Genomic DNA, 12,857 nt, shown 5'->3' with positions numbered 1-12,857 from the left:
CCCCCGGTTACCTTTTTTCATAAGTTAAGAATCTTGTCTTACATACATCACGGTGCCATCAATAATGGTCATCATGACATTTGCATCTAAAATATCATCTTGTGTTGCTTGGAATAGGTCTGTATCAAGGACAGTAAAATCGGCATAGTAGCCTTTTTCGATGATGCCTTGTTTATGTTCCTCGGAAATTGCTTGGGCACTTCCCTTTGTAAAGAGTCCTATTGCCTCATACATAGATAGGCACTGTTCTGGTTGGTAGACCGTTTTCTCCGGGTCACCGGGAGTTTGCCTTGTAACAGCAGCGTGGATGCCAAGGAGCGGGTCTACCGGTTCGATAGGTGCATCAGAGCCACCTGCACAAATCAACCCTTCGTCTAATAACGTTTTCCAAGCATACGAGTAGTTCAATCTTTCTTCCCCTAAGCGTTCAATAATCCATGGGAAGTCTGTTGCCACAAAGCGTGGTTGAATATCTAGTATTAATGGAAGCTGTTTTGCTCTTTCTATCAGATCACTGGTTAAGATTTGGGCATGAATCAATCTATCTCGCTCTCCTACCGGTGCAGGATGCTTTTCTATGGCATCCAACATATATTCAAATGCGAGATCTCCAATTGTGTGGACGGCCACCGTCATGCCATAGTCCCTCGCCTTTTTAACCAGGTTTTCTAATTGAGTTGGGGTATGAATGGCCACACCGGATGTTTCCGGGGCGTCATTATATGGACGGCTCAATAGGGCTGTTCTGCCGCCTAATGCCCCGTCTGCAAAAATCTTCATAGAGCCAAGAGTAATATAACCGGTTGTATCTTTATAACGATGCCCTTCTTCATGCATATCATCTACCACTTCATGATGTACCAAGAGATGTGCCCGATATTTAAAGCCATCCCGTTCAATTAGGTTTTGAAAGGCACCATAAGTTTTCGTGAAACTACCATAATAGCTTAAATCCTCACTGTGACTTCCAACGAGCCCAAGACGTATACAATCTTCAATCGAAGTCTTCAAAGCCTGATAAAGGTAATTCTCACTTGCTTTTGGTATCATTTTTTTCACTAATTCTTGTGCCTGGTCAAGGAGATAGCCTGTCGGTTCCCCAATTATATCTTTAACAATCACACCACCAGGGGGATTTTCTGTATCTTTAGTGATGCCTGCGAGTTCCAAAGCCCTTGTATTGACCAAGACAGCATGCCTGCAAACCCTCGATAAAATCATGGGGTGAGATGACGTAATTTCATCGAGTTCCGTTTTATGAAATATTTTACGGTCGACAAAATTATTCTCATTCCACCCCTCCCCGAAAATCCATTCGCCTTCTGGAGTTTCTTGAACTTTTTTTAGAAGTACCTCTTTAACATCTTGAGAAGAGGTATAGGTGGAAAGATCGAGGCGAAGCAGCTTTTCTCCATGCCCTATCAGGTGCATATGGCTGTCTGTGAAGCCTGGGTACATTACTGCCCCTTTAATATCTTGTTTTTTGGCATCCGGGTATGTAGCGAAAAGATTCTCCCTGGATCCTAAGTTTTTAATGAGTCCATCTTCTGTATAAACGGCCTCCACCGTTTCCATTTCTGCTTTCATTGTATAGATTGTTCCACCGTACCAGATTTCTCCCATGTGTTCTTGCTCCTTCTTTTTATAAAATTACTATTAGAGTATCATTTGTTAAGATTATGCACAAAAAAATTGCATTAAAAAAGGCAGGATAGGTGGAGTCAAGGAATCGTGTCCCCACCAGCCTGCCTTCTTTGAATTATTTAGCCGCTTGGGCTAATTCCTGTTGCCTTAATTCTATTCTTCTTATTTTTCCTGAAGTGGTTTTCGGAAGTTCTGTCACATACTCGATTTTCCTTGGGTATTTATATGGTGCCGTCAGTTCTTTGACATGCTCCTGAAGCAGCTTTGTCAGTTTTGCTTCATCCTGATCCACTCCATCTTGCAGGACGACAAATGCCTTCACCACATTCCCCCTGATTTCATCTGGACTTGCCACAACAGCGCACTCACGTACCAACGGATGCTTTACTAATGCATCTTCCACTTCAAACGGTCCAATGGTATATCCTGAGCTGATAATGATATCATCGCTTCTGCCTTCAAACCAAAAATATCCGTCTTCATCTTTTTTCGCCTTATCACCTGTAATATAATAGTCCCCTCTGAATTGTCTGGAGGTACGCTCCGGATCTTTGTAATAGTGCTTGAATAAGGCCGGTGTCTCCACATGGACGGCGATGTCCCCTACTTCCCCGACCGCACACTCCTCCGCATTCTCATTTATAATTGTCACCCTGTTACCAGGTGTCGGTTTCCCCATCGATCCCGACTTGATCTCCATCCCCTTTAACACTCCAAGCAGAAGCGTGTTTTCGGTTTGTCCGTAACCATCTCTCACGTCTACTTGGAAATGCTTGCGGAATGTCTCAATGACTTCACGATTCAACGGTTCACCAGCTGAAACTGCACTGTGAAGGTGCGGTAGCTGATAAGCATTCAAGTTATCCACTTTCGCCATTAAACGATATTCCGTTGGTGTGCAACAGAGGACATTTACTTCATATTTCTCCAACAGCTTCAAATATGTGTTCGGATCGAACTTGCCATGATAGACAAATCCCGTTGCCCCGGAACCAAGTGTAGATAAGAAAGGACTCCAAATCCATTTTTGCCAGCCAGGGCTAGCTGTTGCCCACACCACGTCATTGTCTTCGATCCCTAGCCAATTCTTAGATGTCGTACGAAGATGTGCATAAGCCCAGCCATGCGTGTGGACGACCCCTTTCGGATTGCCTGTTGTCCCGGATGTATAGGATAGGAATGCCATGTCATCATTGGAAGTCGAAGCAAATTCCAGTTCATCGGATTGTTTTTCCATCGCTTCATGAAGGTTTGTCCACCCTTTTTCAGCTATTCCTCCAACACTGAATCTTACCAGGTTGCTTACTTCCTCCAGTTTATCTGCCTGTTCCACGAACGGTTGATATGTAATGATTCCCTTAACATCCCCGTGCTCAATACGATAGGCTAAATCTTTTTCCCTTAGCATTTCAGAGCATGGAATCACTACAATCCCCGCTTTTAGCGCTCCAAGGTACACTTGATAGGAATCTATCAGCCTTGGCATCATGACAAGGACTACATCCCCTTTTTTCAATCCTTCCGAAAGTAAAGCGTTTCCAATTTTATTTGCAGCTTTCATTAACTCTTGATAAGTTACTTGTTCTTTCTCCCCTTGCTCGCTCTCCCAGATCAAGGCAAGCTTTTCACTATCCATCGCGTACTTTGCAACTTCTTCAACCAGATTGTACTTTTGCGGTGCTAAAAGTTCTTCTCTTTTCATATGAAGTCATCCCCTTTGTAATAGTACTACCTCCATCTTACAAAATTTTTAAAATAATTTGAATTGTTTTGTAGAATTATTCATTATTTTTGTGGTGATTTAGTAAATGTCCAAAGATTTGCAGAAGTTGTCCGAAGTTTTTTAAAAGTTGACCAAAGATTTGGCAACGTTGACCGAAGTTTTTCAAAAAGTGACCGAACCAATTTTTCAAATGACTGAACCATCAAGTTTCTTGACCAAACCTCATCTTCAATTGGCCGAACCACCTGCATATTTAAACCATATTTGTCCGAACAAAGCAGTAGATTGACCAAACTACTATAAAATTGAGGTCATTTCATATAATTATTTTTGAAGTAAACACACCACACTTAGGTCTAACTGATCCATCATTCATTAAAAACGCCATGAATAAACTCCTTAAAATAAAAACACCTTCCTAAAAGAAGGTGTTCAGAAAATAATTACTGCTCATTCGATTTTTCAGCATGTTTTGGCTCATTACGACGTTTTCTGCCCTGTTTCTTCTGCTGTTTTTCTACTTGATTTTGCTCCTTCATTAAAAAGCACCTCCAAGATAAGAATAGAAGAAAGGTGGGGTTTCCCCCACCTCGTAGCCATTTTATATATTATTTTTGGTAACCACCGCTGAAGCTTTGTTCAGCCATTTGAACTAAGCGTTTAGTGATTTCTCCACCAACGGAACCGTTAGCGCGAGCAGTTGCATCAGGACCAAGTTGAACTCCGAATTCAGAAGCGATTTCGTATTTCATTTGGTCAAGAGCTTGTTGTACACCAGGTACAACTAGTTGGTTTGAACTGTTGTTTGCCATGTGTTTTCACCTCCTTGTGAATATAGAATGTGTCAAAACACATGGCATCATTCATGTTTTAAAAATGGTAATTCTTCACAGCACCCTATTATTAAAACAAATCATTGATACTGCTGTCTTCTTCTTTCTTTTTCCCTGTAATTAGCAGTTTCTCCGTACGCTCTACCGCATCGTCGACCATTTTATCAATATCGAAAAAGCTTTCGTAAAAATTGATTTTTTCCTTTTTGGGTTTCGTTTTTGGAGCGGATGGAGTAAAAATGGTACAGCAATCTTCATAAGGTCTATTGGAGATTTCCAAGGTATCAATCTTCCTTGCGATATCCATGATTTCAATTTTGTCCATGGTGATCAATGGCCTGATGATGGGAGTTGACGTGACCTCATTGATGGTGGACATGCTTTGCAGCGTTTGGCTTGCTACCTGCCCAAGGCTCTCTCCGGTGATGATGGCAAGACCTTGTTCTTTTTCTCGTATTTTATCAGCGATCTTCAACATGAACCTTCTTGTAGAAGTCATAGTGTAGTTTTCAGGAACCTGCTTTTGAATGGCTACTTGAATGTCTGTGAATGGCACGATATGCAAGTTGATGGAGTGACCAAAGTCTGTAAGCCTTTCTGTCAGCTCGACCACCTTCTGTTTGGCACGTTCACTTGTATAAGGTGGACTGAAGAAATGAACAACCTCCAGTCGAATTCCACGTTTCATTGACAAATAGCCGGCTACAGGACTATCAATTCCACCAGAAAGCATCAGTACACCTGTGCCACTTGTTCCAACAGGAAGCCCACCTGCCCCCATAATATCTTTACAGGTAATATAGGTCGCTTCTTCTCTGACTTCCACTCTGACATTGATATCAGGCTGTTTCACATTGACTGTTAAATCATCTTCTGTATTACGCAGTAGGTGTGACCCGATTGCGTGGTTGAGTTCATTGGTATCAAGCTCAAAATTCTTATAGGCGCGTTTAGCCGTGACCTTGAAGGTCTTGCCTTTATAGGGTAACGCTTCAAGGGCAAACAAAGCACCTTCTTTCATGCTTTCGATTTCCGTTTTTGTTTTAACAGCCAAACTGAATGAGTGGATGCCAAAAATGCTTTGAAGGCGGTCAATGATTGGTTCATGTGGCTCACCATTCAATTTGATGAACATTCTGTCCCTGCTTTTTTCAATGCTTATTTCAGGAAAATCCTTTATCTTTTCAAGAATGTTATAGCTGAGTCGTTGGACAAACTGCTTTCTATTTCTTCCTTTGGTGGATAGTTCACCAAACCGGATTAATATATGATCATATTTCATGTTCTTTACCTCGTTACTTCTTTTATAGTAATAATTGCATCTTCAAGTTCATGAAGGAATGTTTGAATTTCCTGCTTGGTTGTATGATAGGTCATGCTCACCCTTATCGCGCTTTCTGCTTTTTCCCTGGAAACGCCCATTGCCATCAATGTCTTACTTGGCGCTTTTCGCTTGGAGGAGCAAGCAGAAGTGGTGGAAACGAAAACCTTCTTTGATCCAAGTGCATGTACCAATACTTCTGACTTGATGCCAGGTACCGAAAAGTTAATGATATGCGGAGCGGAATGAGTTTCTGGCGTATGGAGGAACACACCATCCATTTTCTTCAACTCATGTATACAGAAATTCTTCAATGCCTGCATTTCCGACAGGCCGTTCTCTCCTTTTTCCAATGTCATTCTAAGTGCCTTGGTCATTGCCACAATTCCAGCAACATTCTCTGTTCCCGAACGGAGTGTCCATTCCTGATTTCCTCCACTAAGGATTGGGTGGAGTTTCACCCCGCTTTTAGCAATGAGGATCCCATTTCCTTTCAGGCCATGAAATTTGTGTGCAGAAAGGGAGCAAAGATCGATGTTTTGCATATTTAATGTAACTTTTCCTATTCCCTGTATGTGATCTACATGGAAGGTTACTTGTGGATAGTTTGCAAGAAGTTCACCGATTTCTTTCACGGGTTGAATGACTCCCGTCTCATTATTTACGTGAATAATGGAGATAAGGACCGTTTCTTTCCTTATTGCTGCCTTTACTTGCTCGGTGGAGATCCTTCCATCCTTATCGACCGGCAGAATCGTAACATCAAATCCTTCCGCCTCCAAGTCTTTTATCGCATTGATGACAGAGGGATGTTCTATTGACGTAGTGATGATGTGGTTCCCTATGCTTTTTTTACTAAGGGCGCTTCCTTTTATGGCAAGGTTATTGCTCTCGGTCCCACCAGATGTGAAAATCACTTCCTTATGATGAACACTCAAAAGGGAAGCAATGGTCTCACGAGATCGGTGCAGCAGCTTCTCCGCTTCTCCTCCCATCGAATGGATGGAGGAGGGATTCCCGTAATAATCCGTTGATACCGTCAGATAAGAATTCAGAACTTCTTTATATGGTTTAGTTGTTGCGCTATTGTCTAAATAAATCATGTCATCCTCCATTTTTTTATGAGGAATAGAATTCATCAAATATATATAGATAAATTTTTATTCTAAGCGAATATTAATGTTAGCATACTTTATATCCATGGAAAAGATAAGCGTAACCCTTAAAAGATATCCACCTGTAGATTGGAGTGCAAGGTGTGAGACTCCAGCGGGGGAGAACGGTAGACTTGAGACCCCGCAACGAAGTGAGGAGGCTCAAGCACCGTCCCGCGGAAAACGAACACCTGGAACGTAAATCTACAGGAGTTTAAGAAGTTCATCTATATTTATTAAAAGGAATTACAGGAAATTTGCAATTTCCCCTTTCAACTCTTGTATAGACATGTTAAACTAATAAATGTTTTTCTAATATATTGAATTGTTGAACTTTTAAGTTATTCGACAAATTTCATCAAAATTATGATAGGATGAAAACGTATTCATTTCATTTTCTCATCAGGAGGATTATTCATGCAAAAAAAATATACAAATAAGGATATATTGGTATTGGGGCTTATGCTTTTTGCCTTATTCCTAGGAGCAGGAAATATGATCTTCCCTCCGTTGCTTGGACAGGCAGCCGGAGAAAACGTTGGCATCTCCGTCATCGGATTTCTGATAACCGGGGTGGGGCTTCCACTTCTCGGAGTAATGGCAATCGCTTATACTGGAGGCGACCTCCAAACCCTTGCCAATCGTGTAAACCCAATTTTCGGAATTATTTTTACTATCATCATGTACTTGGCGATCGGGCCATTCTTTGGAATTCCACGTACGGGGACCGTGGCATTTGAAATAGGGGCAACGCCATTCCTGCCTGAAACAGTAAATCCACAGGGTTGGGCGCTATTTCTATTCACCATTGTATTCTTTGCGATAACCTATTATTTAGCACTTAATCCCACAAAGCTAGTGGATCGAATCGGAAAAATTCTTACCCCTATATTATTGACGGTTATTGGGATTCTTGTTTTTAAAAGCATTGTCACACCAATGGGGACTATCGGGGCTCCATCAGAAGGATACCAAAGTTCCCCATTTTTTAAAGGGTTCCTTGAAGGCTATCTGACGATGGACACGATTGCAGCCCTAGTTTTCGGAATTGTTGTAATTTCAGCAATAAAAGATAAAGGTGTAACCGATAAAAAGACAATTACTTCTCTTTGCTTAAAGGCAGGCTTCATTGCTGCTATCGGTCTGACTATCGTTTATGCAGGTTTGTCCTATCTTGGTGCAACGAGTGTTGATGCGATCGGTGCAGCAGGAAATGGTGGCCAAATCCTTTCAGGGTCCGCTAATCATCTGTTTGGATCCATCGGGGCAGTCATTCTTGGCCTGGCAATTACATTTGCTTGCTTGACTACCTCTGTCGGATTGGTTTCTGCGACAAGTAAATTCTTTTCGAAGATTATGCCATCCGTATCCTATAAAGTGTTTGTTGCGATTTTAAGTATCTTCAGTTTAATCGTCTCAAACGTCGGACTGGAACAGCTGATTGCGTTCTCATTGCCGGTATTGATCATGATTTATCCTTTAGCGATTGTATTGATTCTTCTATCCTTCTATCGTTGGAGAAATGAATCCTACGTCTATGGGTTTGCTCTTTTATTTACAGGGATTGTGAGCTTTGTGGACGGCTTGGCCATTGCTGACATCAACATCACTTTCCTACAAGACATCTTCAGCATCCTACCATTATACAGTGAAGGTGTTGGCTGGTTGATACCTGCCATCATCGGGGCACTGATTGGAATGTTGATTGGTGCATTGACTACGAAACAATCAAAAGAGAGCATTGCTTAATATGCAGTAAAGTGATGCACGATAAAAAACAGCCCGGAAAGTATACATCTACTTTCCGGGCTGTTTTCTTATGTTATTCATCATGACCTTCTATAAGAGATAGCAGGCGGTCGATGCCTACCCCATCTTTTCCGATATTCCAACCCTTCACCATTTCTTTGGTAAGGCCTTGACGAACATCGGTTTTTAGGGTAGGACTCTTCTCTTCCCGCAGTTCTTCTTTTGGATGCACAAGTTCTTCCACCACTGGCGGCTTGACCGACAAATCTGGTTTGGACCCATTTTCTTGAAGGGATGAGATGACAGTGAACCAGGTAAGTCCACCTAAGATAAGGAGAAGGGAAACGAGTGCATACGGTACGTACTTCACGTACTTCACCTGCTTAACTCTCCTTTTCTAAAATCTTTTCAATTTTCTTCATGACGCCAGGTTCCACTTTTTCCAAAGAGGTTGCGGCTTCTTCCAAAGCGTTCTTATATTCGTAGTTTCTAAACAACTGCTCTGCCTCTACCAGGCTTTCATGAACAGAAGGATGCTTGCTGCGATATCTATTTCCATATTGAATGACGCTTTCAGCTAAATAAGCATGGTCAAGGATTTCCAATGCTTCCTCATGGCATTTCTCCACACTTGCCACTGCTTGCTGCAGGATGGCATTTACATCCACTATATTCAATGGCTTTTCTTCTAGCTTATCCATCACTGCTTTCAACTGATCGTTAGCTAAAGATAAATCTTGGTAGACGCTTTTTGGCAATCCCGGTATATTACTTTTTTCAATGGAACGCTTTACTTCAAACAACATTCTTCTTAAGGCATTCAACTGATCTCTTGCTGCCATTTCGTCTTTTCGTAAAGCCATTAAGATATCCATATATTGTTGATGAATTCCCTGAAGAGAATTTATCTGTTCACAAATATCCTCTAGCTCTTCTTTCAGGATTGTGAAGGCAATGGTCTGGTCTTTGAGATGACCACTCAGCTTTTCATAACGATCATTAAGTGCTAGCATTGATTCTTCAATCTTGCGCTGCGTTTGAATGTCCTCTTCTTGAAGCTGATAGCTTTCCTGTACCACATAGGTTTCCTGTCTTGTCTTTTCACTAGCGGAAGATAAGGCGGAAAGAATGGCTTCAACAGCCGGAAGCTCCTTGACGACAAAATGCTTTGCTAAGACTTCCTTCTCAATTTGATCATATAGCTCGTCCATTTCTGATTTAATAATCTCAATGCCTTCTTTTGCTTCCATAACTTTCGTTTCCATCAGAAGCTTGGAGGTCTGTTTCATCTTATCTTGTAGACCTGTTAGGCTCTCCTCAAGATTAACGTGGTCTAGGATATAGCCTTCTACCAACATTTCATTGTAACCTGTTTCCACTTCTGCAAGCTGACTTGGAATCACGGACTGGCAGTCTATCAGAAGACCTGGAATATGCTCCAATTTCACTTCAAAGCCTGAGAGCTCCATTTCTATTTTATTGATTAATTCTCTGGCAACCAAGTAGTTGCCATTGGATATTGCCCCATTGAATTCAATGAAAAGTTGCTCGATTTGTTCCAATTCTTTCTCTAATAAAGGTGTAGTACTTCCGTATTGATGGCGTTGATTTAAAAGCTGTTTCTTTAAGTCTGCATACTTTCCTTCCAGCTTTTCGTTTTGCTCCACACTCTTTGCCTGGCTACCTATCAAATCATCCAGTTCATCATAAATGGATTTGATTTTCATTTCGATATCACGCAATTTGTCATCTGCTATCGACAATACTTCTTTGGCTTTTTTAAACCGGTATTTGTCCACATAGTCTTCTGCATCAAAAAGATACTCCTCGATGCTGACAAGCTCTGTAGACAAGATATCATCCCACTGATAGCGCCAGTTCTCGAACAATTCCTCCGTTTGGCCAGTCATATTCAAATCTTTCACTTTGGAAAGTTCTTCGGATACGGGCTTGTTCATGATTGAAACTTTCCACGTTTCCAGTCGATCCACTTCTTCGTAAATCTTCTTTCTTCTTAAAAAGCTTACACTGATAAATATAACTACTAGTGCTAAAATCCCAATGATTATTTCCATGCCTAGTCCCCTTCTACCCGGATGGTGGTTCCTGTCTTCTATGTTTATATTAATAAGGTTCGAATAAAAAAATAGTTATTCTTCCGTTGAAGAATGTATGTAGAAAAATGGGTAAATGGGTCGATATGTATATCTGCCCCATTTTATTTATATTTGAATGTTTTTATGATACCATGTAAACGACATTTTTTGAGCAATATTTTTAAATTTTTTACATATTTCTTCAAGTATCGGAGGGTTTTTTTTGATAATCGACAAACATGTCCATACTCCCTATTGTCCGCATGGTAGCACAGATAAGATAGAAGCGTATATAAATCAAGCTTTGGAGCTGAACTACCAAGAGATTTCTTTTACAGAACATGCGCCATTACCTAGAGGGTTCCATGATCCTGCACCTGATAAAGATAGTGCTATGGAATGGGCAAGCCTCCCCTCCTACTTAGAAGAATTGCAAAAGCTGAAAGCCTATTATGCGTCCACTATCAACATTAATATCGGGCTTGAAGTTGATTATATTGAAGGGTATGAAAAAGAGACCCGGGAGCTTTTAAGTGAAATCGGCCCTTCCTTGGACGACAGCATTTTATCTGTTCATTTTCTGAAGAAAGAAGCGAAGTATTACTGCATGGACTTCAGCGAGGAAGAATTTGAAAGGATGGTCGAAATCTTTGGAGGTCTTTCCTCCGTTTATGAAAGTTACTATTCTACCCTTTTGAAATCCATTGAAAGTAATTTAGGGCCATACAAACCAAGACGGATCGGGCATATCACCCTTGTGGAGAAATTCAAGAAAAAGTTTCCCCATACTATTCCTATAATGGAGTATACAGCCCCTATACTTGATGCCATTGCCTTAAAGCGGTATGAGCTGGATTACAATGGAGCTGGCTTCGCTAAACCGTTATGTGGGGACTCCTATCCTCCTGCCCACATTGCAAAAGAAGCTCACAAAAGAAAAATCCCCTTAATCTATGGGTCAGATGCCCATACAGCAAAGGGATTGGCGCAAGGATATGAAGGGATGGATAAAGAATTATTTAAGCTGTGAAGGGGGATGCGGATCAACGGAAGCTAAAGCGCTATTTTCTCCAGCTGTGGTTTCGCAAAAACAGACTGCTCCAACCACTGCACAATTACCTTCTCATATTGATCAATTGCGGAAGTCTCATAAGGCATGATATGCCAGACTTCCGCAAGATACTGGGATTGGAGAAACGGGGTGCTGATCATGCTCTTTAATTGCATGACAGCAAGTAGCACGGAATGTACCACAAACTCCTTCGATTTATGTCCTTTTTCCAGAATGGCTTTGAAGTAATATTTTTCCTTTGTGAGGTAAGTGGACATGATCTCTCTGACAAGCATCGTATCCAAAGTGACTTCGCGATAAACATATCGTGCAAGCTGCCGGTTCTCCCTATGAAACTTCATGGTTTTTTCCACACATTCCAACATACACTCTTTTGCTGAAATGGCAGGCATTTTTTTATAAGCATTTTCCAATATGTTTACGTATTGATCAAAGAAGCTTGAAAGAAGATGTTCTTGCAGGCCTGCTTTGTTTTCAAAATAATAGGATATGTGCCCCACATTTACATTCGCCTTTTTGGCCAACTCCCGAATCGAGGTACCATCATAGCCTTTTGTATTAAATAGAATAATCGCTGCGTCAATGATTCTTTGCTTCGTCTTTTCCATATTCATTCACCCTTTCTGGTGATTTCAGATCTTAATTATTGATTTCGTGAAGATGAACGTATATCCTTTTATTAAATGTCGACAACTTCAATTGGTATTCTGCTTAAATAGTTGTTTTTCCACAATAAGTTTTGAAAATGCGAGGGGATTATGATGTTTCAAGTCGAAAACTACAAAGGAACGCGAGAAGAAAATTACGAGCTTGTCTTAAAACAGCTGCAAGCGCTAATTTCTGATGAGCCTAATTTCATCGCCAACCTTTCCAATGCTTCTGCCTTATTAAATGTCTTCTTAAACAATATAAACTGGGTAGGTTTCTACCTTACCGATGAGACCAAGCAAGACATGCTGGTATTGGGGCCATTCCAAGGTCTGCCTGCATGTGTAAGGATTCCATTCGGACGTGGAGTATGCGGAACTGCCGCCTCCACCAAAGACACACAGCTTGTTGCAGATGTACATGCATTTCCAGGTCATATCGCCTGTGATGCGGCTTCCCAGTCAGAAATCGTCGTACCGATGGTGGTAGACGGTAAGGTGATAGGGGTCTTAGATATCGATAGTCCTATCAAGGATCGTTTTGATGAGGTAGACAAGGATTACCTAGAGAAGTTTGTTTCCATATTGCTTGCTGAAGCATAAAAAAAAGCGCCGACT

Annotated in this window: 11 protein-coding genes; 3 read left to right on the top strand and 8 right to left on the bottom strand. The window is 41.2% G+C overall.

The features are described 5' to 3' along the window. Nucleotides 1-24: 24 nt before the first annotated feature. From EKQ44_RS10410 to EKQ44_RS10390, 5 genes are all read right to left on the bottom strand, one after another. Nucleotides 25-1,623 (bottom strand): amidohydrolase, encoded by a 1,599-nt coding sequence (locus EKQ44_RS10410; RefSeq protein WP_237663469.1) that lies wholly within the window; start codon nucleotides 1,621-1,623, stop codon nucleotides 25-27. A 136-nt stretch (nucleotides 1,624-1,759) separates the two neighbouring features. After that, entirely contained in the window at nucleotides 1,760-3,346 is a 1,587-nt protein-coding gene (mbcS, locus tag EKQ44_RS10405; RefSeq protein WP_237663468.1) for an acyl-CoA synthetase MbcS, read from the bottom strand. Nucleotides 3,347-3,975: 629 nt separating this feature from the next. Beyond that, nucleotides 3,976-4,179 carry an alpha/beta-type small acid-soluble spore protein gene (locus EKQ44_RS10400; RefSeq protein WP_010195477.1) on the bottom strand — a complete coding sequence of 68 codons (204 nt, stop codon included), beginning with the start codon at nucleotides 4,177-4,179 and terminating at the stop codon, nucleotides 3,976-3,978. A gap of 91 nt (nucleotides 4,180-4,270) precedes the next feature. Further along, on the bottom strand, nucleotides 4,271-5,482 hold the full coding sequence (gene thiI / locus EKQ44_RS10395; RefSeq protein WP_237663467.1) for a tRNA uracil 4-sulfurtransferase ThiI: 1,212 nt from the start codon (nucleotides 5,480-5,482) through the stop codon (nucleotides 4,271-4,273). A 5-nt stretch (nucleotides 5,483-5,487) separates the two neighbouring features. Continuing rightward, nucleotides 5,488-6,624 carry a cysteine desulfurase family protein gene (locus EKQ44_RS10390; RefSeq protein WP_237663466.1) on the bottom strand — a complete coding sequence of 379 codons (1,137 nt, stop codon included), beginning with the start codon at nucleotides 6,622-6,624 and terminating at the stop codon, nucleotides 5,488-5,490. Nucleotides 6,625-7,092: 468 nt separating this feature from the next. On the opposite strand from EKQ44_RS10390, the gene brnQ reads away from it, so the two are divergent. Then, nucleotides 7,093-8,424: a branched-chain amino acid transport system II carrier protein gene (gene brnQ / locus EKQ44_RS10385; protein WP_237663465.1), complete on the top strand. Its 1,332-nt coding sequence runs from the start codon at nucleotides 7,093-7,095 to the stop codon at nucleotides 8,422-8,424. A gap of 73 nt (nucleotides 8,425-8,497) precedes the next feature. On the opposite strand, the gene EKQ44_RS10380 is transcribed toward brnQ, so the two are convergent. Beyond that, nucleotides 8,498-8,803: a hypothetical protein gene (locus tag EKQ44_RS10380; RefSeq protein WP_237663464.1), complete on the bottom strand. Its 306-nt coding sequence runs from the start codon at nucleotides 8,801-8,803 to the stop codon at nucleotides 8,498-8,500. Between the two features lie 4 nt (nucleotides 8,804-8,807). Further along, nucleotides 8,808-10,499 carry a septation ring formation regulator EzrA gene (ezrA, locus tag EKQ44_RS10375; RefSeq protein WP_237663463.1) on the bottom strand — a complete coding sequence of 564 codons (1,692 nt, stop codon included), beginning with the start codon at nucleotides 10,497-10,499 and terminating at the stop codon, nucleotides 8,808-8,810. A gap of 244 nt (nucleotides 10,500-10,743) precedes the next feature. On the opposite strand from ezrA, the gene hisJ reads away from it, so the two are divergent. Then, nucleotides 10,744-11,550 carry a histidinol-phosphatase HisJ gene (gene hisJ, locus EKQ44_RS10370; protein WP_237663462.1) on the top strand — a complete coding sequence of 269 codons (807 nt, stop codon included), beginning with the start codon at nucleotides 10,744-10,746 and terminating at the stop codon, nucleotides 11,548-11,550. 23 nt (nucleotides 11,551-11,573) lie between these two features. On the opposite strand, the gene refZ is transcribed toward hisJ, so the two are convergent. Continuing rightward, on the bottom strand, nucleotides 11,574-12,200 hold the full coding sequence (gene refZ, locus EKQ44_RS10365) for a forespore capture DNA-binding protein RefZ (protein ID WP_237663461.1): 627 nt from the start codon (nucleotides 12,198-12,200) through the stop codon (nucleotides 11,574-11,576). Nucleotides 12,201-12,353: 153 nt separating this feature from the next. On the opposite strand from refZ, the gene EKQ44_RS10360 reads away from it, so the two are divergent. Further along, nucleotides 12,354-12,842, top strand: a complete 489-nt coding sequence (locus EKQ44_RS10360; RefSeq protein ID WP_237663828.1) for a GAF domain-containing protein — start codon at nucleotides 12,354-12,356, stop codon at nucleotides 12,840-12,842. The last annotated feature ends 15 nt before the right edge of the window (nucleotides 12,843-12,857 follow it).

This window comes from Sutcliffiella horikoshii (assembly GCF_021991925.1).
In the GTDB taxonomy this organism is placed as follows: Bacteria; Bacillota; Bacilli; order Bacillales; family Bacillaceae_I; genus Sutcliffiella_A; species Sutcliffiella_A horikoshii_F.
The sequence above is the reverse complement of the archived record's forward strand: the minus strand, read 5'-3'. Positions and strand labels throughout refer to the sequence as shown.

Coding starts and splice junctions, on each gene's coding strand:
- EKQ44_RS10410 (WP_237663469.1), bottom strand. CDS start 1,623: ATGGGAGAAATCTGGTACGGTGGAACAATCTATACAATGAAAGCAGAA.
- mbcS (WP_237663468.1), bottom strand. CDS start 3,346: ATGAAAAGAGAAGAACTTTTAGCACCGCAAAAGTACAATCTGGTTGAA.
- EKQ44_RS10400 (WP_010195477.1), bottom strand. CDS start 4,179: ATGGCAAACAACAGTTCAAACCAACTAGTTGTACCTGGTGTACAACAA.
- thiI (WP_237663467.1), bottom strand. CDS start 5,482: ATGAAATATGATCATATATTAATCCGGTTTGGTGAACTATCCACCAAA.
- EKQ44_RS10390 (WP_237663466.1), bottom strand. CDS start 6,624: ATGATTTATTTAGACAATAGCGCAACAACTAAACCATATAAAGAAGTT.
- brnQ (WP_237663465.1), top strand. CDS start 7,093: ATGCAAAAAAAATATACAAATAAGGATATATTGGTATTGGGGCTTATG.
- ezrA (WP_237663463.1), bottom strand. CDS start 10,499: ATGGAAATAATCATTGGGATTTTAGCACTAGTAGTTATATTTATCAGT.
- refZ (WP_237663461.1), bottom strand. CDS start 12,200: ATGGAAAAGACGAAGCAAAGAATCATTGACGCAGCGATTATTCTATTT.
- EKQ44_RS10360 (WP_237663828.1), top strand. CDS start 12,354: ATGTTTCAAGTCGAAAACTACAAAGGAACGCGAGAAGAAAATTACGAG.